Raw genomic sequence first — 24,313 nt, 5'->3', positions numbered from 1 at the left:
TCAGCACACCTCCCGCAGCACCTGGAACGGCTCCACCGACTGCCGCCCGACCCGGCTGCCCCAGTAGGCGGCCCGCTCGCGCAGGGCGCCGAGCGACCGAGGGTGCGGAGGCAGGCGCAGTTCCGTCTCGTAGCAGGCCATCGCCTCCAGCTTGGCGTCGAGTGTGCCGGTGACGTCGACATAGAGGGACGGTGTGAAGGGAGAGCCGGCCGACCACCCCCACTCCGTCGACGACGGCGTCTCGAACACCGCGAACCGGCGCAGTCGCGGCAGGACATAGGGTCGGCAGGCGGTCCAGGCGGCGCGGGCCACCACTTCGTGGTCGGCGTTCACGTCACCGGGGAAGTGGGTGTAGACCAGGTCGGGGCGCAACTCGTCCACCACGGCCTCCACCCGCTGAACCACGTCGATCAGCGGAAGGGTGTCCAGGCGCTGGTCGGGCAGGTCCCACAGCGCCAGTGAGGACAGTCGCAGCACCTCGGCGGCGCGTTGCGCCGACTTGGCGAGGTCCTCAGCCAGTCCCGACCGGTATCGGCTCGACGCCCCCTCGGCGAGCACGACGGCATGCACCGCGTCGCCACCGTGGACGTGCCGGGCCAGGGTGCCGCCCACGCCGAGCAGCTCGTCGTCGGGATGCGCCGCCAGAACGAGAACGGTACTCATCGCGCCACTCCTTCGGGCCGTGGACCCTCGCCCAGCACCCAGCGGGCCACCGCGGGCGGGACCGCCGCGAACTGCGCGCCCGGCCGCACCCCGGCCCGGCGGGCCCAGTGCGCCGCGGGCTGCGGAGACTCGTCCGGGCCGCTCATGGCCGTGATCAGGACGCTTTCCGCATGCGTCGCCACTCGAACGCCCTCGGGCCCGACAGCCAGCACGGAGCCGGGCGGCCCACCGGGCTCGTCGCCGTTCGGCGGGCGGGTGCGCCAGACCATCACCCGTTCACCCCCCAGCACACCGAACGCGCCAGGATACGGAGTGGTCAGCGCGCGCACCCAGTCATGCACCGCGGACGCCGGGCGATCCCAGTCGATCACGCCCATGCCGGGCGTGCGGCGGGGCAGCACATCTCCTTCGGCGGGGTTCTGCGGGTGACGCGGGGCGGTGCCGGTGAGCAGGGCCGGCAGGTTGCTGCGCAGCATGTCGGCACCGGCCCGGGCCACGCGTTCGTACACCGTGCCGCAGGTGTCGTCCGGCCCGATGGGGATGCGGACCTGGTCGACGATGTCGCCGGTGTCCGCGCCCGGGTCGAGCAACAGCATGGTGTTGCCGGTGACCCGCTCGCCGCGCAGGATCGCCCAGTTGACCGGTGCGCGGCCGCGGTGACGGGGCAACAACGAGGCGTGGAAGCCGACGCAGCCTTGGCGGGGCACGGACAGCACGCCGGGGCCGAGCAGCCGGGTCCAGCCGACGACCACCATGAGGTCCGGGGCCAGGGTACGGATCAGCGCAGCCGCCCCGGGCACGTTGAGGTCGCTCTCGTAGAACACCGGAACCCCGGCGGAACGTGCGGAGCGGGTCAGGTCGGTGGCGCCCGACAACCCCCGCCTGTCCGCGTCAGGCGGCGTGATCACCGCGGTGAGCCGGGCCGTCGGACAGTCGAGCAGGGCGGCCAGGGCCGCCTGTGCCTCGTGCACGGCGCCGACCAGGACCACGCGGCCGGGCCGGGACGGGGTGGCGGAGCGAACGGGTGCGCTGCACATGACGGTTCCTTCCGAGTCGCGTGCCGCGTGCGGCCACGACACGCGCCAGGGTCACCAGCACCGCGGCGGTGACCAGATATGCGGAGCCGGACGCCAAGGCCGCTCCGACTGCTCCGAACGCTGGGATCAGCAGCACGTCCAGGGCCACGGTCATGGCGACGCCGCAGCCCATTCCCCAAGAGGTGATTCCGGGGCGGCCGACGCCGAACAGATAGGCGCTGGACACGGCCGTCGCGCCCTCGGCGGCCAGCCCGCCCAGCAGGATGCAGGCCGGGACGACCGCGTCCGTGAAGTCCGTGCCGTACAGCAGCGGCAGTACGAACACCGACGCGCCGGCCATCGGGGGTGCCAGCGCCGCCGTCAGAACCAGGGCCCGAGGCAGCAGCCGGCGCAGCTCCTCACTCGCGACGCGAAGACCGCAGCGGGCGAACCGCGGATACAGCACGTACTGCATGGCCACGGCGGGCAGCCGCATCACCTCGGCGAACTTCGAGGCGACGGCGTACACACCGAGCACGGCGGGGCCCGACAGCGTGCCCACGAGAATGAAGTCCAACCGCAGATTGACCAGCATCAACAGGTTGCCGAGCTGGCCACGCACCCCGTAGCGCAGCACCTCGCCGCCGAGCGCGGCCGACGGCCGCCCCCATTCTCGTACGAACCCGGTGCGTGCCAGCCGGCCGAGCGAGACCGCGGTGGCGGCGATCCCACCGCCGAGCAAGCCGCCGATCACCGCGTCGGAACCACTCAACCCCGTTGCCAGGGAGAGCGCGTAGGCGGGCAGGAAGAGCAGCTCCTCGACGACGATGACAAGGCCGGCGCCGTGCATGTCGGCCCGGCCCTGGCAGCAGGCCTTGCCCCACACCGTGAGCAGCTGGGTGACCACGGTCACCGCCACCAGCACGAGCTGCGCGCGCGGCACGGTGGGGAACAGGGCGTCCAGCAGGGGCACAAAGGCCACCCAGAGCAGCGCGCCGACGACAGCTCCGGCGCCGGCCAGCAGCGCCAGCGTGGGCCGCAGCGCGCGATCGTGCCGCCGCTCGCCCGCGAGGAAGTAGGCACTGGCGACCGGCAGTCCACCGCTGACCACGACACCGGTCAGCCAGGGCAGCATCCGCAGCAGCGCGTACTCGCCGAGTACCACGGGGCCCGCCAGGCGCGCGACCAGCAGACTCGCGACGAAGACCACGCCGACGGCGGTGGCCTGCGCCGCGAGGTTCCCGATCATGCTGCGGCGCCCCAGGTCGGCGGTGCCGTCGGTAGGGGGGCCGGGTGGCCCGGCGCCGGTCATGGCGGGCCCGCGCGGTTCGTGGTCGGGTCGTCGACGGGGGAGGCCAGAACGGCCACGAGTGCCAGCAGTACCCACAGGAACCGGAAGTGCAGCACCTCGTAGTAGGCGCCGGCCACGGCCAGCCCCGCCAGTGCCGCGACCAGGCCCGCGGGCCGGGGCACCTGGGCGGCGAAGCCGCTGCCGGGCGGCGCCCGCAGGACTCGGGAACAGCGCCAGGCCGTGCCGGACAACAGGGCCAGCAGCGCGACGACGCCCAGGGGGCCGCGCTCGACGAGAGCCGCCAGATAGTCGTCGTGCACTTCCTTGGCGTACGGGAACTGCTTGTCCTGGAGCAGTTGTTTGGTCGTACCCGGACCCGATCCGGTCGGCCAGTGCGGCTCGTACAGTTCCAGGCTCTCGCGCACCAGTGTGCTGCGCTGTTCGGCGCTCGTGCCACTGCGGCCGAGCGTGTTCACCAGTTCCGTGCGGTCGGACAGCCGGGCCCAGTCCTGGACCTGTGCCAGGGGCGCGGTGGCGACCGAGGCACCAGCCGCGAGGACCACCGCGAGCACCAGTGCGCCCGCCGCGACAGGACCGCTGCGCGGGTGCGCCCGGTACACCTTGTGAACGGCCAGGAGGAGCAGGCCGACGCAGAGTTCCAGGACCCCGCCGTTGGACTGACTGAGCAGCAGGGCCCAGATCAGCACCGTGTAGCCGTACCAGCGCACCAGGGGAGTTCGCGGGCGCTGGGACGCGTACACCATGAACAGCGACACCACCCAGTACGTGGCCGCGTAGTTGGGGTCGCCGAGAGTGAACAGCTTCCGGTCGCCCTCAGTGGGCGAGACACCCTGGATCGCGGTGATGCCCAGCTGGTCGGCAGCGACCAGGACGGATGCCCAGACCACGCCCGCGTAGGCGAAGGAGGCGGTGAGCAGACGCAGAACTCCGGGCTGACGCGCGATGTTGAACAGCGCGACGCACCAGGTCAGCAGCAGCACCTCCCTGGCCAGGTTCATGAGTGACACGCCGGGCAGCGGTCCGGCCAGGCCCGCGAGGGCGCCGCTCAGCAGCAACAGAGTGCCGGCGAGGCCGTACGGCACACCGAGTCGTCGGCCGCAGGTCGCCGCCCACAGCACGCTCAGCACCACGGTGGCCACCGTGAACACGTCCACCGGCGCGCTGTTGCCGGGCCCGGTGGGGCGCAGCATCGGCTGGAGCACCATCGCGATGCAGGCGGCGACGGCTGTGGTCCGCCCCAGGGCGTCGTACGGCACGGTGGTGGTGACTGTCGTCGGCAGGGTGGTCATGACGCCTCCCGCGAAGACACCAGGTGGGTGAAGGCCCGGGCCTGCGCTTCCGCGAAACGCGGATCCGTCGCCTCGGCCGCGACCGCAGCCAGCTCCGCCAGTACGGCGTCGCGGCCGCACTCGGCGGGCAGGCCCAGGCGTCGCAGGGTCCCCGCCAGGAAACGCCGGACCAGCCGCGGATACCAGCCCGTGCCGTCCAGGGCCAGTGCCAGAGCGGCACCTGGTCGCCCGGCGACGAGGCCCGGATGGCCGGGCACATGGTGTCCGGGCCGGACACGGCGGTCCAGATACTCGCAGTAGGCGATCACGAACCGGGCGGGATCGGCGAGCGGGCTCGCTACGGCGCGGGCGTTCTCCCAGTCGACCACGCCGGTGACGCGGTCGCCGCGCACCAGGATGTTGCCCGGCCAGAAGTCGCCGTGCGCGGTGGTCAGCGGTGCCGTGCGCCTACGCAACCGACGGCGCAGAGCCCGCAGTTCCGCGCGGGCGTGGTCCCCGGCCAGCCGCTCGTCCAGAGTGTCGAAGACCTGCGGCGCCAGGTCGAGCGGCGCGGTCCCCGCGTAGGTGGCCGACTGAAGGGCCGCCAGCCAGTGGGCTGCCGCGGTGAAGTCCCGGTGCACGGGTGCGGGCCGCGTGTGATGGCCGGGCCGGTGGTAGGCGGCCAGCATCGATGTGCCGGGAAGGGCGGTGGTGAGCAGCGTGGGGAAAGCCGTGTGCCGTGGCAGGCCCAGGACTTCGGGCACGGTCCGCCGGACGGGGCCCAGGGGCAGCGCGGCCACCGCCGTCAGCCGGTCGGCCTCACGCAGGATCCCCGGTACGGCGCCAGGCCCCGTCGGGACCTTCAGTGCCAGCGCGGGCAGCGGGGTGTGCAGAGGGAACACGAGTACGACGAGACAGGCGTCCGGGTCGTGGCTGTGATCGAGCATCAGCAGTGGCCCGGCCCCGGCGAGCAGTTCGGCGACCGGGCTCGCAGGTTCGGAGTGCCGCTTCGGGGGCATCCTGAGCCCCGGAACGTACCGGTGCACCACCGGTACCGCCAGTGCCGTCCGGGCTGCGGGATACAGCCACACCGGTTGTGTGGGCGGCACCGCGAGCAGGCACCGGCGCAGATAGGCAAGCACCTGTGGCCGGTCCTCGGCCACGACGATCGGACGCCGGCGCGAGGGCAGAGCCAGGTAGCGGCGCTCGGGCGGGAGAACCCCGGCCCGTGCTGCTGCCAGTGGCGCAGCCGCGGTCCTCATGACAGCACCGCGAACGGCCGGAGCCGGACGACCGGCCTGACCAGGCCGTTGCCCGACAGGATGGCGAGCGCCGCGTCGACCCCCGCGTCGTCGAGCTGGGGGACGGAGCGGTGCGTGGCCCGGCCGTAGGAGAAGGACTGGGTGTGCCGGTGCCGGGGGTCCGGCCCGCTGCGGCCGCTGCGCTCGAACGCGCTGATGATGCTGCCGGTGCCGTGGCACGCCGTATAGAGGCTGCGCCCGGCCCCGGAGGCCGGTACGCACAGGAACGACGAGGTGCGGTTGGTGCCGGGGACCAGCAGCGGCTGGCCGGTGTGCGCGAAGGCCGGGTGGCCGGCCATGAGCTCCGGGGTCCAGGCGCGGGCCGCGTTGTGCCGGTGCACGAACGCCGGCGCGCCGTCCACGAGTTCTTCGTAGACGGAGTTGTGCGGCGAGTCCACCACCAGCCGCAACGAGGCGCCGAAGGCCGCACGGACGAAGGTCCGCAGTGCGGCGAAGGTGGCCAGCCGGTACGCGAACCCGTAATTCATGGCAAGCCGCTGTGCCAGCAGCACCCGCCGTCCCTCGTCCCCCTCGATCGGCACCGAGGGGCATCCGCGGTGGAAGTACGTCCCGTACCTCTGTCGCAGTTCGGCCGGCCGGCCTCCCCGCAGCAGGTGTGACACCGGCCTCTGCACGGCCATCTCCGCGCGCAGCAGCCGGGACGCGGCCTGACGGCGGGCGTACAGCGCGCCGATCTGGCCGGTCAACACGCCGCCGCCGTTGTGGAACTGCACCGTCACCTGCCCTTGGTGCAGTCCGAGACGACGGGCCGTGTCCGGCTCCAGCACCTCCTCGACCTCCTGCAGTTCCAGGAAATGGGTACTGGGCCCGATGCCGCCGAACCTCAACCGGGCCAACTGCACACAGACCCAGGGCAGTTCCCTGCGGGCGCGGCGGGCCCCGCCGTACTCCTCGACCGGGAGGTGCCCGAACTCCTCGACGCGGTCGAGGTCCGCGGCGTCCACGCCGAACCGCTCTGCGGAGAACAGGGCGCCCTCGACGGCCGCGCGCAGTACCTCGTCGCGCGTCAGTTCGAAAGCCCAGCGGGGCGGGTCGGGATAGCGCTGCCGCACCCTGCGGTAGAACTCCTCCACGGCGGCGGGTGACGGCCGCGGCACGTCCAACACGGCCAGCGCCATGCCGCAGTTGAGAGCGGCGTCGGTGAGGGTCGGCCGGATGGCACCCCGGGTGGCTACAGCGATGCTCGACGGCAGCTCCGACTTGCCCTTGTGACAGAAGTCCGGCAACACCACCGGCGGCGCGGCCAGATCGGCTGTCTCGACACCTCGCCGGACCCGGCCGAGCAGCACCGGATCGGCCGGCGCCGCGTCACTGTCGAACACGGTGAGCCCGGTCCGTGGACCGCTGTCCGGACCGCTGATGATGTCGACACGCACGGGAGGCTCCTCGGACTCAGGGAGTTGCGTAGGCGGCGGTCAGTTCTTCGCCCAGCGCCTTGGCGCCGAAGGCGTCACCGATCCGTGTGCGGGCCTCGGCGGCCATACGAGCCGCCTCCCGCGGGTGGTCCAGCAGACGGGCGATCGCGCGGGCGAGCAGTTCCGGGCGCTGTGGGGGCACCAGCAGTCCCGTCCGGCCCGGGACCACTACGTCCGGCACCGAGTTGACGGCGGTGGCGACCACCGGGATCCCCGCCACCATCGCCTCGACGACGGCGACCGGGAGCCCCTCGTACCGGCTCGGCAGCGCGAACACGTCGAACGCGGGCAGGAGGGCGGGTACGTTCGTGCGCTCTCCGGCGAGGATCACCGGCGCCCGCTCCCGCGCCGCCGACTCGCGCACCCGCGAGGCCAGTTCTCCGTCGCCGACCCACACACCGGTCACGTCGGCTCGGCCGAGTGCGGCCAGGGCTCGCACGAAGGTCTCGGGGTTCTTCTGGTAGGCGAGCCGTCCCACCGCTCCCACCACCGGGCCTGGCCTGTGCAGACCGAGTTCCGCGCGGGCCCTGGACCGGGCAGCGGGCGTGCGGGCCGGTGCGTCGAGGTCGACCGGCACGCCGATGGTGCGGACCCGCTCGGGCGACACCAGCTCCCGCCGGACCACCTCGACGGCGACGGCCGTGCCCACGCACAGCGCCACGTCGGTGAACCGACCGACCTGTCGTTCGATCGCGATGTACGCGCCACGACGTGGCGCGGACTGGAACTCGTGGTACGGCAACCCGTGGAAGGTGTGCACGATGCGTGGCACCCCGGCGCGGTGCGCTGCCAGCCGTCCGAGCGTGCCGGCCTTGGCGCTGTGCGTGTGTACGACGTCGAACTGCGACTGGCCGAAGAGCCTGGTCAGTCGGTGCAAGGCACGCAGGTCGTCTCCGGGTGAGATCGGGGAGCGCAACGTGGGCTCCACGAGAACCTCGATGCCGTGGTCGGCGGCGAGGCCCAGGAGTCGGCTGCCCTGGCCGGTGATGACGGTGGTCCGGTATCCGGCCGGGTCCAGTGCCTGGGCCCCGCGCAGTGCGACGATGCCGGCCCCGGCTTCGAAGCGGGTGATCACCGTGGCCACGTTCAGTCTGGTCATGGCAGCGCCTCCATGTGTTCGCGGTGCTCGCGCTCCGGCGCGGCCAGGCTGTGGAGCGCGGCGAGCCCTTCGTCGGGCCGGTCGCCGAGCACCAGTTCGTGCGCCGGCAGTCGGGCCGCGATCTGCGACGCGCTTTCCGCTATCGGGGGGTGAGGCGGTCCGAGGCCGGTGCCCAGCGCCATGACAGCGGCGAAGGGCCAGTAGCGACGCAGTTCCCCGGCCGCGTACGTGCCGGCGATCAGGCTCCGCGCGGCCTGCTCCGCGTCGAGGGCATGTATCTCGGGGCGGCCCGAGCAGGCCCGGCGAAGGACGACGAGCCGGTCCGGACACAGGGCGTCGACGCGCCCCGGCAACGGTCGCTCGGTCCGCCCGTGCGCCATGCGCCGACCGCCGCCTCCCTGCACTCGCATCGGTTCGATCAGACCGTGTACGACTCGGCCGTCCGTCACACACAGGTTGTCCGAGCAGGCGCGGCCGCCTTCCGCGACAGCGCCCAGCAGCAGGGTGGACCGCCCCGTCCCGCCGGGCCCGGCCAACAGCAGGGGCGAGCCCCGGGTACTCGTGCCGCCCTTGCCCGCCGGTGCGATCGTCAAAGCCGAGGCGTGCACCGGCACCAGTCCCCTGCACCCGGCCCACCACAACGCCGGGTACTGCAAGAGCGTGGCCCTGACCAGCAGATGGAAGCGGGACCGCAGCAGGTGCGCGGCCGCTCGCTCCCGTACCGGTGGCCACCAGCGCGCCACGACCCGCAGTCCGTCGCCGTCCACGGCCAGCAGCAGGTCGAACCCGCTGCCGCAGGCGTTGCGCAACACCACGACGCCGTCCCGGACGAAGGCGCCCCGGGCGAGGGTCTCCCAGCCCCGTACGTCGAACGGCTTGTGCCGTGCCTGCACCTCAAGGCAGACGTCAGCCCTGCTCTGCCCGGCGGCCTGCCAGGCGTCGGCGGCCGCTTCGGTCAGCAGCGGTGACAGCGGAGCCCACCGGCAGTCGACCAGGAGCCGCTGCCCCGCCTGGATCAGCACGCCGCGCATCAGCCACGCTCCCATCGGCCGACCGTGCGGGAGTGACGGGCGCCGTCGCCGAGGACGCCGATCGCCGGCCAGCCGGTCGTGGCCACCAGGTTCTGCACCCGGCGCAGTTCGGCGTAGGGCACAAGCTCCGGTTCCACGGCGACGAGGGCATGCCGAGCCTGGTCGGAGACGCTGTCGACCTGATGCAGCGCACGGACCCGGACCGTTGACCCCGGGCCGGGGGAGGCAAGGGTGGCGGGGGCGGTCACGGCCTGCCGTACCCGTTCCCGGGTCAGCGTCCGTACCCGCCCGCCGGCGCCGTTGCCGTCGGCGTGCTGGCCGTTGTGCACCTCTACGGCCGGGGCATGGGCCGGTGAGCCGAGCGCGGCCATTCGGTCCTCGAGCTCCTCGGCGAGTGCGGCGAGCCGGTCGTCGGGGGCGGGCCCGGTCAGCACCGCGGTCCCGGCCCCGTCTTTGGCGACGGCGCGGCGCAGGGCGACGATCGTCTCGGCGTCGACCGCAGGCGGGTCCGCCGAGTCGCGCAGTGCCTTGGGGAGGCGGCCCAGCACAGGGGCCGAGAGCTCCCTGCCGAAGGCGTAGCGGCCCGCGACATGCGGCCGGAACACCTCCAGCAGTGTCACCGCGAGGAGTCCGGTCAGCAGTCCGATCGCCCCGGCGAGTGCCAAGTCGACTCCGGTGAGCAGGGGCACGGCCACGGCGTCGCCCGCCGAGGAGAGAAGCGAGGCCGTCCGGTCGCCCAAGCCGTCGGCCTGCGCCGCGCGCATGGCCGCCTGGACGTCGAGGAGCTGCTGGTCCAGGGCGCCGAGCTTGGCGGTGAGCCGCCCGGACTCCGCCGCGCTGTCGGCGTCCGGGAGCTGCCCGGCGACACGCACCCGCTCGTCCTGGAGCTTGGCCTGACGGTCCATCAGCTCCGTGATCAGGAGGTTGCCCGAGCCGTTGAAGAACGCCACGAGCTGTTCGGACAGGGCACCGGCGAGCTTCTCCGCGGTCCGCGGGTCACGGTCGGTGACCTTGATGGTGAAGACGGCGGATCCGCCGAGCCGCGAGACCTTGGTCCGGTGGGCGACGTCGGCCGCGCTGCGGTCGGTGATGTCCGCCTTGCGCAGGGCCGTGTTCACGACGGCACCGCTGGTGACGACCGCCCTGACGCGGCTCAGCATGGCGTTGGCCTGGACGTCGGTCGTGGGGAGCGTCGCGGAGGCCTGAACGCGTGCCTTCGAGGCATACGCCGAGGATCCGGACAGTCCGATGGCGGTCATCACGATCATCGGCAGTACGACGAACAGCACGAGCAGGCGCCAGTGTCCACCGATGGTGCGGCGCAGGGCTTCATTGAATTCCATCGCGCATCCTCAGTAGGATCAGAAGGCGAGTTTTGTCCGATTCGCCGGATTGGCTGATGTGGCCTGCGGCGCAGGGGAGGCATGCCGATGGCTCACCTCCGGGCCGGGTACGGGGCCGTCGCGCTGGTGGCGGCCGGACTGCTGCTCGTCGGCTCGTGTGCCCCCGAGGGGGCCCCGTCCGAGCGCACCAGCTACGCGCCGGTGCCGGGAGAGTTCCTTTCCGTGGCGCTCAACACCACGAATCCGGCGACCAGGCGTTACGGCTACTCGCTGGTCGACGTCACGCCTGATGGAGTCGCTGGCGTTGTCGCGGGTCAGCGCGCCCTGGTGTGGCTCGGCGGATACGACAAGAAGCGCTGTCGCTGGAACTGGACCGACGCGGAGGTCGGCCGCCGCTTCGCCCACTACGGCCTGGCCGATGCCCCCCGGATCGCCGGCTACTTCATCGCGGACGAGCCCAACACCGACCTCAACTGCCCCGGGGCGGCCGCCGATGTCCGGGCGCGGGCGGCGCTGGTGCGTTCGCTCGACCCGGACAGGAGCCGCTTCACGGTGGTCAATGTCGACCGGCCCGACCACTTCGCGGCGTTCCGGGGCACGACGGACGTGATGAGCGTCAACGTCTACCCCTGTCTGGTCGGTGAGCCGTGCGACTGGACGAAGATTCCACGCACGCTCGAAAGTCTCCGCAAGTCCGGGGTCACCCGCTACATGGGCATGATCCAGGCGTTCTCGTTCGAGCAGTGGCGCTGGCCCACTGCCGATGAGCTGACCGGCATGATCGCGCAGTGGCAGCGTTCCGACTGGCTCGGCCAGTTGACGTTCTCCTGGGAGTACAAGGGTGGCGAGCTGACCGACCATCCGGAGCTGCTCCGAGTGCTGAAGAGGCTCAATGACGCGCCGCATGAGCTGTTTCCACTTCCCTCGGGCGAGCCTGCGTAGGGCGTGCACGTTTACGGTGTATATATACACTTTCATCCGATTTGGGTGCCGCGTCAAGAGGTGCTGAACGGGGGCTTGACTCGCGTCCCATTCGGGTAGCACTGTGTAGATATACACCGTAAATATACGGCTTCAACGACAGCGTGATACGGGGTGGGTTGGAGAGCGGTACGACCGCTGACGGGCCCGATCATGAACGCACCCATCGAGGACTACGCCCTCCTCAGCGACCTGGAGACCGCCGCCATGATCGGCAGGGACGGTTCCGTCGACTGGCTGTGCCTGCCCCGCTTCGACTCACCCGCTTGTCTGGCCGCCCTGCTGGGGACGCCGGACAACGGCCTCTGGCGGGTCGCCCCCGTCGGCGGCGGCACCTGCGCGCACCGGGCGTACCGGCAGGACACCCTGGTCCTTGATTCGCGCTGGGAGACCCCGACCGGAGCGGTCCGGGTCACCGACTTCATGCCGCCCCGGGCCCAACTGCCGTGCCTCGTAAGGATCGTCGAGGGGCTGTCGGGCACCGTCCGGCTGCGCAGCGAGTTGCGGCTGCGCTTCCACCAGGGCCGCGTCACGCCCTGGATCCGGGCCGTCGACCAGTGCGCGGTGGCCGTCGCCGGCCCGGACGCCGTCTGGCTGCACACCGACGGACGGGTCCATGCCGTGCCGGGTGAGGGCAGCACGGTCCACGAGTTCACCGTCCCGGCCGGACGGCGGCTCGCGTTCACGCTCGCCTGGTCGCCGTCGCATCTGCCGGAATCACCCGCCCCGCTCTACGTGCCCGCCGAGACGGTCCTGAAGGAGACCTGCGACTTCTGGCGCCGCTGGACCGCCCGTTGCCGCTACGAGGGGCCCTATCGCGAGGCGGTGCTGCGGTCCCTCATCACCCTCAAGGCCCTCACCTACGCCCCTACCGGCGGTGTCGTCGCCGCCCCCACCACCTCGCTGCCCGGCCGCGTCGGAGGCGACCGCAACTGGGACCACCGCTACTGCTGGCTGCGCGACTCCACCCTCACCCTGTCCTGTCTGCTGCGCAGCGGCTACCGGGAGGAGGCGACGGCCTGGCTGGACTGGCTGGTGCGGGCCATCGCCGGAGATCCGGCCGATCTCCAGACCGTGTACGGCGTCGGCGGCCAGCGGCTGCTGCCCGAGACCGAGGCGCCCTGGCTGCCCGGCTACGAGGGCTCGCGCCCGGTCCGCTTCGGCAACGCGGCCGTGAACCAGTTCCAACTCGACGTGTACGGCGAGGTCCTGGACACCCTCCACCTCTCGCTGCGGGCGGGCATCCCCCTGCCCGCCCATCTCTGGGACCTGGTGGAGGCGCTCATGGCCCATCTCCAGCGCCACTGGCGCGAACCCGACCAGGGTCTGTGGCAAGTGCGGGGCCCGGCACGGCAGTTCGTGCACTCCAAGGTCATGGTGTGGGTGGCCGCCGACCGGGCCCTCAGGATGGGCGCGCTCCTCGGCCGGAACGGCAACGCGGACGGCTGGCGGGCGATGCGTGAGGAGGTGCACCGGCAGGTGTGCCGGCAGGGCTGGGACCCACGCCGGCGTTCCTTCGTCCAGTCCTACGGCTCCCCGGCCCTGGACGCCTCGGCGCTGCTGATCCCGCGCCTGGGCTTCCTGCCCGCCGGGGACGAACGGGTGCGCGCCACGGTCCGCGCGATGCGGGGTCTCGCCCACGGCGGCTTCGTCCGGCGGTACGTACCGGACGGCCCCGGCGCCCACGCGGTCGACGGCGCGCGCGGCGCCGAGGGAGCCTTCGTCGCCTGCACCCTCTGGTACGCCGACGCCCTCGCAGCGACCGGACAACCGGCCCGTGCCCGGGAGGAGTTCGAGCGGGTCCTCGCCGTCCGCAACGACGTGGGCCTGCTGTCCGAGCAGTGGGACCCGGACGCGGGGCGCCAACTGGGCAACACTCCCCAGGCGTTCAGCCACATCGCCCTGGTGGAGACGGCGTTCGCGCTCACCGCTTCCCGTTCGGATGCCGCGCGGATCCCGCGTATCCCTGCGGGTTGAGCTGCTGGAACCGCCACGAGTCCCGGCACATGTCGGCCAGGTCCCTGGTGGGCCGCCAGCCCCAGGCCCGGCGCACCGCTGACACGTCGGCCACCAGCTCGGCCACGTCACCGGGACGTCGGCCCACGATCTCGTACGGCACCTCACGCCCTGCCGCGTGCCCGTACGCGGCGACGACGTCCAGCACCGAACTGCCCCTGCCGACACCGAGGTTGAACACATGCATACCGGGCATGTCGGCCAGATGGTCCAGCGCCACCCGGTGCGCCTCGACGGTGTCCATGACGTGGAGGTAGTCGCGGACCGCGGTGCCGTCACGCGTGGGGTAGTCGCCGCCGAAGACCCGGAGCAGTTTCCGGCGGCCGGCGGCGACCTGGGCGACGTAGGGCATCAGGTTGTCGGGCTCGCCGCGGGGGTCCTGGCCGAGCAGCCCGCTGGGGTGGGCGCCGGCCGGGTTGAAGTAGCGCAGGCTCAGCACCGTGTACTCGGGGCACCGGCGACAGACGTCGGCGAGGATCTGCTCACAGAGCCACTTCGAGGCGGCGTAAGGGTTGGAGGGGCGGGCGGGGACGGACTCGGCGAGGGAGCCGTGCCCGGCGTCGCCGTAGAGCGAGCAGGAGGAGGAGAACACCAGCCGGTGCACACCGTGGTCGTGCATGGTGCGCAGCAGCGCGGTCGTGCCGCCGACGTTCGTGTCGTAGTACTCGGAGGGCCGCCGCGTCGAGGCGCCGACGGACTTGAGCGCGGCGAAGTGCACCACGGCGTCGACGGCGTGCCGGTCGAAGACGGCCGACAGAGCGCGCCGGTCCCGGACGTCGAGTTCGTAGACGGCGCCGACGAAACGGCCGGCGATCCGTTCCACGCGGGTGAGGACCTCGGGCGTGCTGTTGGAGTAGTCGTCGACCACGATCAGCTCGTAGCCGTGGTCGAGCAGCTCGACGCAGGCATGAGAGCCGATGAATCCGGCTCCGCCCGTCACCAGGACCGTGGACGGGGGGCCGGGGCCGCTGCGCGTCATGGCATGACGCTCCCGACTACCGGACAGGACGTCGTATGTTTACGGCGTATATGTACGACTCTCTCTCCAATGGGCGGGGGGCGTCAAGGCCCGGCGCCGCCGGAGGTCAGATCACGCACCCCACATGCGCCAGCGCCTGCTTCAGCAGCACCCCGTGCCCGCCCGGCATCTCGCTCTGCACCGCCTCCGACACCGCGTCCTGCGGGCTGAACCAGACCAGGTCGAGGGCGTCCTGGCGGGGCCGGCAGTCACCGGTGACCGGGACGACATAGGCCAGCGACACCGCGTGCTGACGGGGGTCGTGGTACGGCGTGATGCCCTGGGTCGGGAAGTACTCGGCGACCGTGAAGGGCTGCGGGGCGGTCGGGATGCGGGGCAGCGCCACCGGCCCGAGGTCCTTCTCCAGGTTCCGCATGAGGGCGTCGCGGACGCGCTCGTGGTGCAGCACGCGTCCGGAGACCAGCGTCCGGCTGACCGTCCCGTCGGGGCCGATGCGCAGCAGCAGGCCGACGCTGGTGACTTCGCCGCTGTCGTCGACGCGCACGGGCACGGCCTCGACGTACAGGATCGGCATCCGGGCGCGCGCCTGCTCGAGGTCGTCGGTCGTCAGCCAGCCGGGCGTGGTTTCGGTCATGTCAGACATTGCTTGATCATACTTTCAGGAGGGGCCGGAAAGGCGGTAGACCCGATGCGCATTGTGTGCTCCCGCCCACTCTGCGAGCCGCACCGCGTCGGACGGACTCAGCTCGTCGCCGTCCACCCGGTCCTGGAGCAGTTCGCCCAGTCCCCGGCGGAACGCCAGCGCGCCGAGCCGGTAGAACTCGGCCAGACCGTAGGCGTCGGAGCTGTACAGCAGTTTGCGGAACGGTGTGATCTCCAGTGCCTCCTCCAGTACGGCCCGGGCGCGCGCCGGGCCGACGTGGTGGAGGGTGAGGCCGACGTCCAGGTAGACCTGCTCGAACACCGCGGCCAGATAGCCGGCCTGCCGCTGGTAGGGCCAGCAGTGCAGCAGCAGCACCGGGATCGTGCCGGCGGTCAGGTGCAGCCAGTCCGTGAGATGGGTGGGGTCCACCCGGTGCAGCCGGATGTCGTTGTCGCCGAAGCCCGTGTGCAGCTGGAGCGGCAGCCCCAGGTCGACGGCGGTCCATAGCAGGTGCCGTACGAGGACCGGGTCCGCCAGCCGTCCTCCCGCCGCCAGTCGCCGCCGTGCCGCCCGTTCCACCTCCGCGGGTGACGGACGGGCCGGGTCCAGGTCGAACCCCGTGCGGTAGGCCGCCACGGACTTCACCGCCACCACCCCCGGGCGCCGGACGGCCTGGTGAGCGGCGGTGCGAAAGGCGTCGGCGTAGTCGCCGGGCTCGACCCCGGCCGCCACCAGCGCCTCCTCCACGCTCTCCAGCCGTACGACCTCGTACACGTCGTCCGCGGCCAGTTCGGCCGGCCCGAAACCGGTGTCCAGGCAGTAGGTGCCGGTGCCCGCCGCGGCGAGGAAGCGCCGGTTCACCTCCCGCGCGCCCAGCTCCGCCCGGCGGGCCAGGTACTCCTCCGGCGGGGCGTGCCGGTCCAGGTCCAGCAGGGGCGCGCAGTGGCGGCGCACCGAGACGCCGACCGGGGTGTCGAAGGGCGAGATGCCGCTGCCGGGCCACCGGCCACCCTCGGTGAGGAGGGCCTCGAAGCCGTCCCGGTCGAGGTCGTCGGTGACCACGCCGTGGCAGTGGTGGTCGACCAGGCTCAGTTCCGCGAGCGCCTCGTGGACCGCGGTCATGTCAGTACTTCCAGCGGTACGCCGCCGCGATCCCGGCGTCGTCCAGCCCGGCCACGGAGGCGGTCTCGCCTTCCCGTACGGCGGTCACCGCGTCGGCGAGGACCGGCCCGAGGGCACCGCGCAGACACTCGTCCTTGCGGAACTCGGCCACCGCCTCGGCGAGCGAGGTCGGCAGCCGGCGCACACCCCGGGCCGCAGCCTGTTCCGCGTCGAGGCGGGCCGGGTCGCCGGTGATCTCCTCGGGCAGTACGGCGGCCGAGGAGATGCCGTCGAGGCCCGCCGCGATGACGGAGCCCAGGGCCAGATACGGGTTCGCCGCCAGGTCGACCGGCTTGACCTCCAGGTTGGCGGCCTGGTCACGCAGGCCCAGGGTGCCGGTGACGACACGGACCGCGGCCTCGCGGGTCTCGCGGCCCCAGGCGGTGAACACCCCTGCCCACTGGGAGGGTTTGAGGCGCAGATAGCTCGCCGGGCTCGGGGCGGTGACCGCCGTGAGCGCGGGGAGGTGGGCCAGGACGCCGGCCGCGAACGCCTCCGCGTCCGCCGTCATGCCGTACCGACCCCCGCCGCCCGTATGCAGGTTGACGCCCTCGCGCCAGGCGGAGAGGTGGAGGTGGCCGCCGTTGCCGACGCCCTCGGCGAAGACGGCCGGGGCGAACGAGACGACCAGGCCGTGCCGCCCGGCCACCGCGCGGATCGTCTGTCGCACCAGCACGCTCCGGTCGGCCGCCGCCACCGGGTCCAGGGCGCCCACCGAGACCTCGAACTGCCCCGCCGCGTACTCGGGGTGGAGCTGGTCGACGTCCACGCCCTGCGCCGCGAGCGCCGCCAGCAGATCGGCCGTGTAGTCGCTCAACTCGACCTGCCGGATCGCCCCGTACGCCGGACCCGACAGCGCGGGCACGAAGTCGCCCTCGGCCGACGGGCCTTGGCCCACCGCCCACTCGACCTCGACGGCCGCCTTGAAGGTCAGGCCGTGCCGCTGCTGCGCGTCGGTGACGATCCGGCGCAGGAGCGTGCGGGTGCAGCCGGGGTGCCGCTCGCCCTCCTGTGTGATCCGGTCGACCGGCGCCCACGCCCAGCCGGGCTGCGCGGCCAGCACCACCAGGTGGTCGAGGTCGGGGTAGAGACGCAGGTCGCCGTCGGGGGAGCCGAGGACGTCGGTCGTCACGACGGAGTCGTTCGCGAGGAACGTGTCGAACACCGGGGACATGCCGACACCCCAGGCCGCCGCCGAGGCGAGCCTCGCCGTGGGGATCGTCTTCACCCGGCCGACGCCCGCGGTGTCGACGTAACCCAGGACCACGCCGTGCACACCTCTGCCGGACAGCTCGCCGCTCAGCGCGTTGGCCCGGTCGACGTCACCGGGACGTCCACCGGGTACGGGGTCGGCAAGGGTGGTCATACGTCCTCCACGACGGGGTCGGCCGGTACGGGTCCCGCGTCAGGGTTTCACGGCCACCGCGCCGAACTGCGGCACCACGACAGGCGAGTTCGCGTCGGCACGCCACCGCGAGCACGACACCAGGCCCGGCTCGAGGAGGTCGAGGCCCTCGAAGAACGCGGCGATGTCCGTGCCGCTGCGGGCGGTGATCGGCGGGGTGGCGTTCTCGTTCCAGAACTTCATGGCCGGGATCTGGCCCGCGCCGCCGAGCTCGTTGTCGAAGGTGGGGTGCGTGAGCACGAGGTAGCTGCCGGACGGGACTTCGGCCAGCACCTGGCGGACGATGTCCCGGGCCTTGTCGTAGTCGAGGACGAAGTTGAGGATGCCCAGCATCATCACAGCCACGGGACGGGTGAAGTCCAGGGTCCGGCCCGCGCGTTCGAGGATCGCGGCCGGGTCGTGGACGTCGGCGTCGATGTAGTCGGTGACGCCGTCGTGGGTGCTGGTGAGCAGGGTGCGGGCGTGGGCGAGGACGACGGGGTCGTTGTCGACGTACACGATCCGCGCGTCCGGAGCGATGCGCTGGGCGATCTCGTGGGTGTTGTCGACCGTCGGCAGACCGGTGCCGATGTCCAGGAACTGCCGTACCCCACGGTCGGCGGCCAGATGGCTCACCGCGCGGCCGAGGAAGTCGCGGTCGGCGCGGGCGATGTCCCGGATGATCGGGAACATCGTGGCGACCTGCTCGCCGACCTGCTGGTCGACCTCGTAGTTGTCCTTGCCGCCGATCCAGTAGTTCCACACGCGTGCGTTGTGCGCGACGCCGGTGTTGAGCCTCGACGACCCGCTCGTGGGGGTGTCACTCACGTCGTCCCGTCCTCTCCTCGCCCCTGCGATCGAGGTACGGCCGACCGCAGGGGCCATTGTGCCGCCCGATGATCACGATGTCCCGGGAATCGGCACAGGGGAGGGATCAGCTCTGGGCCGGCGCGTCCTTCAGTCGCTGGGTGCCCTTCAAGGGTGAGGGCGGCGGGGGTCCCCGAGCTGGTGCCCTGGACGGTGACGCGCAGTCCCTGCCGGGCGTCGCCTTCGTCCGGGACGGAGGTCTCCGTCACCTGGACCGTGCGCCGGTCGCCCGCCGAGTCGGTCGCGGTGAGCGCGGATGCCCCCGACGGCTCGCCCAGAAACTCGTCGCTGTAGCGGCCGTCGAGCAGCTTCTGGCAGTCGGCGGCGTCGGCCTTCGCGGTGAGGAAGTCGGCGGCGTCGACCTTGCCGATCAGCAGACTGTCCCGCCAGGTCGCCGCGTCCTTCACCTGGGTCCAGTCGTCCTCCAGATCGTCCTCGGTGATCAGCGCCTGACGCGCCTTCGCCGCGGTGAGCCGGGGCGCCGTGCTCGGGGAGTCGGCGGCGAGGGGGGTGGGCCCGATGTCCGAGGTGTCCGCGTCCGCGTCGTCGTCCGAGCAGGCCGCGGTCGTCAGCAGCGCAGTCGCGGTGAGCGCTGCGGCGTCAAAAACGTGCGGGACGACAGACCGTCGCGGATGCCTCCTGAGGGCGTGGGTGGGGCCTCAGCGGATCACCGGTGCGGGCCGCCCACCAGCTCACTCGGGCCGTTCGAGTGAGACCCGCCGGCTGCCGCACCTCGGGCAGACCGCGTCGGCGAGCGGCGACCTGACGGCCCGGCCCGCCTCGTCGACGTACTCCTGGGTGGTCAGGCCCGAGGCGTCCAGCGGGTCCGTGAAGAACATGAGCTGGAACGTGGCCTCCCAGGTGTGGCCGCAGTCGCCGCAGGCGAACGCGAAGGTCTCCGGTACGGATCGGGGCACGGCCGCCATGGACTCTCCGGTGGGGTCGGGGATGCCGTTCAGCCCACCTCGGTGGCCGCCGTACGGCAACTCGAACGCCTCGCCCCGCATGCCCGTCGCCCTGCCGGCGTCGACACTGGACCCATGGTCCGCCCGCGTCCCAAGGAGTCGTCATGCTGCCCGGATTCCTCGCCAGGGCGGTCGAGTTGCTGCTCGGCCGGGAGGGGCGCTCGTTGCATCTGAAGGCTGCGGGGGCGGCGACGGCGGTACTGGTCGTGGTGATGCTCGCCGGTTCGTGGGCCGTGACCGGCGCCGAACAGGGAGCACGGGGCGCCAATCTGACGTCGTATCCGAAGGCCCTGTGGTGGTCGATCGAGACCGCGACCACGGTCGGGTACGGCGACTTCTACCCGGTGACCCCGTGGGGCCGGGTGATCGGCGCGGTGGTGATGGTCGTCGGCATCACCACGTACGGCATGGTCACGGCCGCGCTCGCCACCTGGTTCGTGGGCCGGGAACAGAAGCGGCGGCACCATCTCGCCCACGGCGCCCATGAGTTGGGCGAGGAGACGGTGCGCGCCCTGCACGAGCGGTTCGACCGGCTGGAGCGGTTGGTGAACGGGAAGGGCGAGTCCGGCGGCTACCGGTGAGTACCCCGGGGCAGCGGTGCACCTGACGCCTCAGGTAGGGTCCCGTCCGGTTCGGTACGGGCGGGTGTCGAAGGGGGCGGCTGCACCATGGGAATGCACGTGGTCGAGGAGACGGAGCCGGTGCCGGACGGCACCCGGCTGGAAGAGCTCGCCCCGGAGCCGCTGCTGACCCGGGACTACGAGACCCGCCCCGCGCTCGTCTACGAGCGGCTGCGCGAGCGGCACGGCCCGGTCGCGCCGGTCGATCTGCTGGGCGTGCCCGCCTGGCTCGTCCTCGGCTACCGCGAGTCGCTCCAGGTGTTGCAGGACGACGCCGGCTGGCCCAAGGGGCTGGAGAACTGGCGGGCCCGGACCGAGGGCCGGGTGCCCGCGGACTGGCCGCTCGGGCCCTCCCTGGAGGTCAACCACGTCCTCATCCAGGGCGGCGACGGCTACCGCTCCCTGCGCGCGGCCTGGGACGTCGCCCTGCGGCCCTTCCAGGACCCGCGCAATCCGGCGGCCAAGCGGCTCAAGGCGGCCGTCACGGGGTACGCCGACGAGCTGATCAGCCTGCTCGGGCAGGGCGGCCGCACCGGCCTCGCCGACCTGTCGGCGCAGTTCTCCCGGCCGTTGCCGCTGATGGCGGCCAGCCATCTCCTCGGCTTCCCCGGCTCCCAGGGCGACGACGCCCTGATGGACATGTGGCGGGTCCTCGACGCCGGACCGGACGCCGAACCCGCCCTGGCCCGGCTGCTGGTGACGCTCAGTGAACTCGCCGCCGCCAAGATGGAGAAGCCGGGCGACGACTTCCCCTCCCACCTGATCGCCGCCCACCCGGACCTGACGGTCGACGAGCTGGCCCGGGAGCTGTTCATGCTGCTCGGCATGGTCTCCGATCATGTCGGCATCCTCATCTCCAACACCGTCGTCGAGGTGATCTGCGGAGACAGCGAGGGCGGCGTGCGCACCACGCTGTCCGCCGGGATGGTCCGGGAGACCATGAACCGGGTCGTCATGCGCAAGCCGCCGCTGGTCAACTTCGTGCCGAGATTCGCCGCCGCGGACACCCCCCTCGGCACCTACACGATCCGGGCCGGCGACCCGGTATGGGTCTCCTCCGCCGCCGCCCACGCCGACCCGCTCTTCGCCGCGCAGATGGCACCGGGCTCCTCCACCATCAGCAGCCGGGCCCATCTGTCGTGGGGCGCGGGGCCCCGCCAGTGCCCGGCCAGGGAGCTGGCCTCGACGATCGCCTCGGCGGGGGTGAGCCGGCTCTTCGAACGGTTCGGGCACCTGGAACTCGCCCTCCCCGTCGACCAACTGCCGTGGCGCTCCTCGCCGTTCATGCGCGGGCTGCGCTCGCTCCCGGTGCGCTACGAGCTGACCGGGCCGGTCGAGCCCCTTGTGCCGGTCACGCCGGAACCCGACACGGCCGTACCGGAGGAACCGGTCGAGTCCGTCAAGCGGCGGTCCTCGCTGTGGCGGTATCTGACCGGGCTCATCCGCTCCGGGGGCTGACGACCCGTCAAGCGCCCGGCTGCGCATGCCCGTTCTGCCAGGCCCACGCGGCGATCTCCACCCGGTTCCGTGCCGCCAGCTTCAGCTGGACGCTGGAAAGATGCGTCTTGACCGTCGACAGGGAGACGTACAGCTCGGCGGCGATCTCGGCGTTGGTACGGCCGAGTGCGACCAGCCGGACCACGTCCAGCTCGCGCTCCGTCAGGGACCCGGTGAGCGGGGCGGGGCGGGCCGGGGCGGCCTTCTCCGGAGCCCCCGTGACGTGCTTCAGCAGCCGGACGGTGACCGAGGGGGAGACCAGCGAGTCGCCGGCCGCGGCGGCCCGGACCGCCTCCGCGAGCAGGGCGGGCCCGGAGTCCTTGAGCAGGAACCCGCAGGCACCGCCGCGCAGCGCCCCGTACACGTACTCGTCGAGGTCGAAGGTGGTGACCACGACGACCCGCAGCGGGTCGGCGACCTCCGGCCCGGCCAGCAGCCGGGTGGCCGCCAGGCCGTCCAGCTTCGGCATCCGGATGTCCAGCAGACACACGTCCGGCCGCACCTCGCGGGCCAGCGCCACCGCCTCCTCGCCGTCCGCCGCCTCGGCGACCACCGTGATGTCGGGCTGCGCGTCCAGGAAGAAGCGGAATCCGGTGCGGACCATGTCCTGGTCGTCGGCGATGAGGACCCGGATCGGGGCGGTTTTGGGCGGGGTGGGGCTCGTCATGGCTCGATCATCGTGCATCGGCCCCTCCGACAGGCTCGCTCACGCGTCAGTCCGGTGCCTGGGCCGGGTCCGCGGTGACCTTCCGCAGCAGCGGGCGGCTGCCGCTGATCGCCGCGAACATCGCCAGGGCTCCCACCAGCACGCACACGCCCAGTTCGAGCGCGCCGGAGACGTCGAGGCCGGCGCCGAAGGCGTGGTTGAACTTGTACGAGCCGTAGACCCCCGTCGCGATGGTCCCTCCGGCGAGGACGACCAGCGGCAGGACCGTCTCGCGCACCCGGGCCCGGTCCAGCACCCTCAGTGGAGTGCCCGCCAGCCGCAGCAGACCGTAGACGCGCCGCCGGTCCAGGACGTTCGCCGCCGCCGTGAGCCCGGCGGAGGCGGTCGCCACCACGAAGCTCAGCGCCAGGGTCGCGGTGCTGACGTCGGCGACGCGCTCGACGATGCCGCGGTCGCCCGCGGTCGCGTACTCCTGGGTGTAGGGCGGATGGCCCGAGCCGACGGAGGCGAGGGCGGTGACGGCGGTGTCGAGCCGCGCCGGTCCGCCGGAGACCTTGGCGACGATGCCCGGGCTGCCGCCCAGCAGACTGTCGTAGTCGTCCGCCGGTACGACGCTGATCTCGGCCTCGACGTCCGCGCGGTCCAGCAGGGTGCGGGCCTCGGCCGCCGCGCGCCGGGCGTCGGTGGCGTTCGCGGTGACTACGGCGACCTGGTCGCGGTACTGCGGGACGTCCGTGCCCAGCATGCTCACGGAGAAGAACCCGGCCGCGAACCCCGCCAGCACCAGTCCGCTGACCGTGCGCCAGGCACCGCGCGGATCGTCGCTGAGCCGGCGTGCGGCGAGCAGGGTCGCCGGGCGGCGGGCGAAGCGGGCCGCGATCCGCCCCAGCCGGTCGACGACCCAGGGCCCGACCAGCCAGAACGCGCCGTAGAACATCAGCAGCAGCACGACGTAGTCCCGGCCCTTCAAGTGGCCGCTGCCCGTGGACTGCCAGATGTGGGCGAGCGCCGCGAGGAACAGCACCAGCCGGATCATCCTGGTCCGGCGCGGGTTCGCCTGCTGGGCGACGCCGAGGGGAGAGCTGACCACCTGGCGCAGCGTCGAGACCGCGCTGACGGTGATGAGCGCCGTGACCGCGAGGACCACCGCGGCCAACCAGGGCAGGCCCACCCAGAGCCGGCCCGGATACCAGGTGCCGATGCCGTACGGCACCTCGGCCAGCGCCGGCAGCGCGGCCACGTAGGCGAGGGCGCCCGTCAGGGCACCGGCCGCGCCCACCGCCGACGCCTCCAGCGCCGTCATCCCGAGGACCTGCCGGGGTGTCGCGCCCGCAAGGCGCAGCGCGGCGAGCCGCTGCTCGCGCCGGGCCGCCCCGAGCCGTCCGGCGGCGGAGGACAGCACGACCACCGGCATCGCCAGCAGCACCACACCGAGCAGCGCCGCCCCCTGGTCGCCGTAGGTGAACAGGCTCTGTGTCGTGCCGGAGAACCCGGCGACGACGGCCCGCGCGGCCTGGTCCTGGTCGAAGTAGCTCGCGCCGGTCGCCGCGGGCTCGGACATGGCGGGGTCGGTCACCGAACGGCCCACGACCGCGACGAGTTCCTCGGGGGAGGCGAGACCGGCCTCGCCCAGGGTGCCGTACGACGTCACCTTCGGGAAACGGTCGGCCAGTTGGCCCGGGGGGAGCTTGTGCAGGAGTTCCGCCAGGGCGGGGGAGACGTACACCTCGCCCTGCTTCGGGAACGTGTCGAGGCCGGGCGGGGCGGGGGTCGCCGCGCGGCCGGGCAGGTGGGCGAGGGAGACGACGGTGAGGGGCTCACCGCGGACGTAGGTGGTGGCGAGGGCCTGGACGGCGGTGCCGTGCCGCGCGGGCTCGGGGGTGCGCCAGGCGGTGCGGTCGGCGCGGACGCCGGCGCCCACGGTCGCGGAGATCATCACCAGCATCACGAACGCGCCGACGGCGGCGGCACCGGCCGCCAGCAGTTGGCTCTGCACGCCGCGGCGGCCGGACGCCCGGGTGAGGTGCCAGGTCAGAGGCAGGACGGGGGAAGGCACGTCAGGGC

At 72.6% G+C, this 24,313-nt stretch carries 22 protein-coding genes; 4 read left to right on the top strand and 18 right to left on the bottom strand.

Annotated features, from left to right (window positions below; all coding sequences use genetic code 11):
* Genes OG866_RS06310 through OG866_RS06270 form a run of 9 tightly spaced genes read right to left on the bottom strand, consistent with a single transcriptional unit; the run spans nt 1 to nt 10,469 of the window.
* Complete coding sequence (locus OG866_RS06310) at nt 1–663, bottom strand: PIG-L deacetylase family protein (protein ID WP_329332437.1); 663 nt, start codon at nt 661–663, stop codon at nt 1–3.
* Nucleotides 660–1,634 (bottom strand): methionyl-tRNA formyltransferase, encoded by a 975-nt coding sequence (locus OG866_RS06305; RefSeq protein WP_329332436.1) that lies wholly within the window; start codon nt 1,632–1,634, stop codon nt 660–662. Before OG866_RS06305 ends, OG866_RS06310 begins: the two co-directional genes overlap by 4 nt.
* Nucleotides 1,555–2,928: an oligosaccharide flippase family protein gene (locus OG866_RS06300; RefSeq protein ID WP_329332435.1), complete on the bottom strand. Its 1,374-nt coding sequence runs from the start codon at nt 2,926–2,928 to the stop codon at nt 1,555–1,557. Before OG866_RS06300 ends, OG866_RS06305 begins: the two co-directional genes overlap by 80 nt.
* Nucleotides 2,929–2,987: 59 nt before the next feature.
* Nucleotides 2,988–4,280 carry an O-antigen ligase family protein gene (locus tag OG866_RS06295; protein ID WP_329332434.1) on the bottom strand — a complete coding sequence of 431 codons (1,293 nt, stop codon included), beginning with the start codon at nt 4,278–4,280 and terminating at the stop codon, nt 2,988–2,990.
* Complete coding sequence (locus tag OG866_RS06290; protein ID WP_329332433.1) at nt 4,277–5,521, bottom strand: phosphotransferase family protein; 1,245 nt, start codon at nt 5,519–5,521, stop codon at nt 4,277–4,279. Before OG866_RS06290 ends, OG866_RS06295 begins: the two co-directional genes overlap by 4 nt.
* Entirely contained in the window at nt 5,518–6,957 is a 1,440-nt protein-coding gene (locus OG866_RS06285; protein WP_329332432.1) for an RtcB family protein, read from the bottom strand. Before OG866_RS06285 ends, OG866_RS06290 begins: the two co-directional genes overlap by 4 nt.
* A 16-nt stretch (nt 6,958–6,973) precedes the next feature.
* On the bottom strand, nt 6,974–8,095 hold the full coding sequence (locus tag OG866_RS06280) for a glycosyltransferase (protein WP_329332431.1): 1,122 nt from the start codon (nt 8,093–8,095) through the stop codon (nt 6,974–6,976).
* The gene (locus tag OG866_RS06275; RefSeq protein ID WP_329332430.1) at nt 8,092–9,141 is read right to left on the bottom strand and encodes a hypothetical protein; all 1,050 of its coding nucleotides are present in this window, start codon (nt 9,139–9,141) and stop codon (nt 8,092–8,094) included. The genes OG866_RS06280 and OG866_RS06275 overlap by 4 nt, the downstream gene beginning before the upstream one ends.
* Entirely contained in the window at nt 9,126–10,469 is a 1,344-nt protein-coding gene (locus OG866_RS06270; protein ID WP_329332429.1) for a hypothetical protein, read from the bottom strand. The genes OG866_RS06275 and OG866_RS06270 overlap by 16 nt, the downstream gene beginning before the upstream one ends.
* 87 nt (nt 10,470–10,556) lie before the next feature.
* Between OG866_RS06270 and OG866_RS06265 the strand changes: the two genes are divergently transcribed.
* Together OG866_RS06265 and OG866_RS06260 are read left to right on the top strand one after the other, a co-directional pair.
* Complete coding sequence (locus tag OG866_RS06265) at nt 10,557–11,411, top strand: hypothetical protein (RefSeq protein ID WP_329332428.1); 855 nt, start codon at nt 10,557–10,559, stop codon at nt 11,409–11,411.
* Nucleotides 11,412–11,603: 192 nt separating this feature from the next.
* Nucleotides 11,604–13,427 carry a glycoside hydrolase family 15 protein gene (locus OG866_RS06260; RefSeq protein ID WP_329332427.1) on the top strand — a complete coding sequence of 608 codons (1,824 nt, stop codon included), beginning with the start codon at nt 11,604–11,606 and terminating at the stop codon, nt 13,425–13,427.
* Here the strand turns inward: OG866_RS06260 and galE are convergent.
* From galE to OG866_RS06225, 7 genes are all read right to left on the bottom strand, one after another.
* Complete coding sequence (gene galE / locus OG866_RS06255) at nt 13,375–14,445, bottom strand: UDP-glucose 4-epimerase GalE (protein WP_329332426.1); 1,071 nt, start codon at nt 14,443–14,445, stop codon at nt 13,375–13,377. The two genes, OG866_RS06260 and galE, sit on opposite strands and share 53 nt — an antisense overlap.
* 106 nt (nt 14,446–14,551) lie before the next feature.
* A complete protein-coding gene (locus OG866_RS06250; protein WP_329343947.1) occupies nt 14,552–15,079 on the bottom strand; it encodes an NUDIX hydrolase family protein in 528 nt (175 codons plus the stop codon).
* Nucleotides 15,080–15,103: 24 nt separating this feature from the next.
* Nucleotides 15,104–16,210 (bottom strand): amidohydrolase family protein, encoded by a 1,107-nt coding sequence (locus OG866_RS06245; RefSeq protein WP_329332425.1) that lies wholly within the window; start codon nt 16,208–16,210, stop codon nt 15,104–15,106.
* A 1-nt stretch (nt 16,211) separates the two neighbouring features.
* On the bottom strand, nt 16,212–17,615 hold the full coding sequence (locus tag OG866_RS06240; RefSeq protein WP_329332424.1) for a glutamine synthetase family protein: 1,404 nt from the start codon (nt 17,613–17,615) through the stop codon (nt 16,212–16,214).
* A gap of 39 nt (nt 17,616–17,654) precedes the next feature.
* Nucleotides 17,655–18,518 carry an SAM-dependent methyltransferase gene (locus OG866_RS06235; protein WP_329332423.1) on the bottom strand — a complete coding sequence of 288 codons (864 nt, stop codon included), beginning with the start codon at nt 18,516–18,518 and terminating at the stop codon, nt 17,655–17,657.
* Nucleotides 18,458–18,907: a hypothetical protein gene (locus tag OG866_RS06230; RefSeq protein ID WP_329332422.1), complete on the bottom strand. Its 450-nt coding sequence runs from the start codon at nt 18,905–18,907 to the stop codon at nt 18,458–18,460. Before OG866_RS06230 ends, OG866_RS06235 begins: the two co-directional genes overlap by 61 nt.
* Before the next feature lie 285 nt (nt 18,908–19,192).
* Nucleotides 19,193–19,507, bottom strand: coding sequence for a hypothetical protein (locus OG866_RS06225; RefSeq protein ID WP_329332421.1), 315 nt, complete (start codon nt 19,505–19,507; stop codon nt 19,193–19,195).
* Between the two features lie 62 nt (nt 19,508–19,569).
* Here OG866_RS06225 and OG866_RS06220 point away from each other — a divergent pair, with 62 nt between their 5' ends.
* Complete coding sequence (locus OG866_RS06220; RefSeq protein ID WP_329332420.1) at nt 19,570–20,046, top strand: potassium channel family protein; 477 nt, start codon at nt 19,570–19,572, stop codon at nt 20,044–20,046.
* Nucleotides 20,047–20,133: 87 nt separating this feature from the next.
* Nucleotides 20,134–21,543, top strand: a complete 1,410-nt coding sequence (locus OG866_RS06215) for a cytochrome (RefSeq protein WP_329332419.1) — start codon at nt 20,134–20,136, stop codon at nt 21,541–21,543.
* A gap of 7 nt (nt 21,544–21,550) precedes the next feature.
* On the opposite strand, the gene OG866_RS06210 is transcribed toward OG866_RS06215, so the two are convergent.
* Together OG866_RS06210 and OG866_RS06205 are read right to left on the bottom strand one after the other, a co-directional pair.
* Nucleotides 21,551–22,249 carry a response regulator transcription factor gene (locus OG866_RS06210; RefSeq protein WP_329332418.1) on the bottom strand — a complete coding sequence of 233 codons (699 nt, stop codon included), beginning with the start codon at nt 22,247–22,249 and terminating at the stop codon, nt 21,551–21,553.
* Nucleotides 22,250–22,295: 46 nt separating this feature from the next.
* Complete coding sequence (locus tag OG866_RS06205) at nt 22,296–24,305, bottom strand: FtsX-like permease family protein (RefSeq protein WP_329332417.1); 2,010 nt, start codon at nt 24,303–24,305, stop codon at nt 22,296–22,298.
* Nucleotides 24,306–24,313 lie beyond the last annotated feature (8 nt).

The sequence above is a fragment of the Streptomyces sp. NBC_00663 genome, assembly GCF_036226885.1.
Classification (GTDB): domain Bacteria; phylum Actinomycetota; class Actinomycetes; order Streptomycetales; family Streptomycetaceae; genus Streptomyces.
Note: the sequence above shows the minus strand (reverse complement) of the source record. Positions and strands in the feature narration are given on the sequence as shown.

Bases quoted from the DNA above. Each gene is read 5' to 3' on its own strand.
- OG866_RS06310 (WP_329332437.1), bottom strand. From the start codon at position 663: ATGAGTACCGTTCTCGTTCTGGCGGCGCATCCCGACGACGAGCTGCTC.
- OG866_RS06300 (WP_329332435.1), bottom strand. From the start codon at position 2,928: ATGATCGGGAACCTCGCGGCGCAGGCCACCGCCGTCGGCGTGGTCTTC.
- OG866_RS06295 (WP_329332434.1), bottom strand. From the start codon at position 4,280: ATGACCACCCTGCCGACGACAGTCACCACCACCGTGCCGTACGACGCC.
- OG866_RS06290 (WP_329332433.1), bottom strand. From the start codon at position 5,521: ATGAGGACCGCGGCTGCGCCACTGGCAGCAGCACGGGCCGGGGTTCTC.
- OG866_RS06280 (WP_329332431.1), bottom strand. From the start codon at position 8,095: ATGACCAGACTGAACGTGGCCACGGTGATCACCCGCTTCGAAGCCGGG.
- OG866_RS06275 (WP_329332430.1), bottom strand. From the start codon at position 9,141: ATGGGAGCGTGGCTGATGCGCGGCGTGCTGATCCAGGCGGGGCAGCGG.
- OG866_RS06270 (WP_329332429.1), bottom strand. From the start codon at position 10,469: ATGGAATTCAATGAAGCCCTGCGCCGCACCATCGGTGGACACTGGCGC.
- OG866_RS06265 (WP_329332428.1), top strand. From the start codon at position 10,557: ATGGCTCACCTCCGGGCCGGGTACGGGGCCGTCGCGCTGGTGGCGGCC.
- OG866_RS06260 (WP_329332427.1), top strand. From the start codon at position 11,604: ATGAACGCACCCATCGAGGACTACGCCCTCCTCAGCGACCTGGAGACC.
- galE (WP_329332426.1), bottom strand. From the start codon at position 14,445: ATGACGCGCAGCGGCCCCGGCCCCCCGTCCACGGTCCTGGTGACGGGC.
- OG866_RS06250 (WP_329343947.1), bottom strand. From the start codon at position 15,079: ATGACCGAAACCACGCCCGGCTGGCTGACGACCGACGACCTCGAGCAG.
- OG866_RS06245 (WP_329332425.1), bottom strand. From the start codon at position 16,210: ATGACCGCGGTCCACGAGGCGCTCGCGGAACTGAGCCTGGTCGACCAC.
- OG866_RS06240 (WP_329332424.1), bottom strand. From the start codon at position 17,615: ATGACCACCCTTGCCGACCCCGTACCCGGTGGACGTCCCGGTGACGTC.
- OG866_RS06235 (WP_329332423.1), bottom strand. From the start codon at position 18,518: ATGGCCCCTGCGGTCGGCCGTACCTCGATCGCAGGGGCGAGGAGAGGA.
- OG866_RS06225 (WP_329332421.1), bottom strand. From the start codon at position 19,507: ATGCGGGGCGAGGCGTTCGAGTTGCCGTACGGCGGCCACCGAGGTGGG.
- OG866_RS06220 (WP_329332420.1), top strand. From the start codon at position 19,570: ATGCTGCCCGGATTCCTCGCCAGGGCGGTCGAGTTGCTGCTCGGCCGG.
- OG866_RS06215 (WP_329332419.1), top strand. From the start codon at position 20,134: ATGGGAATGCACGTGGTCGAGGAGACGGAGCCGGTGCCGGACGGCACC.
- OG866_RS06210 (WP_329332418.1), bottom strand. From the start codon at position 22,249: ATGACGAGCCCCACCCCGCCCAAAACCGCCCCGATCCGGGTCCTCATC.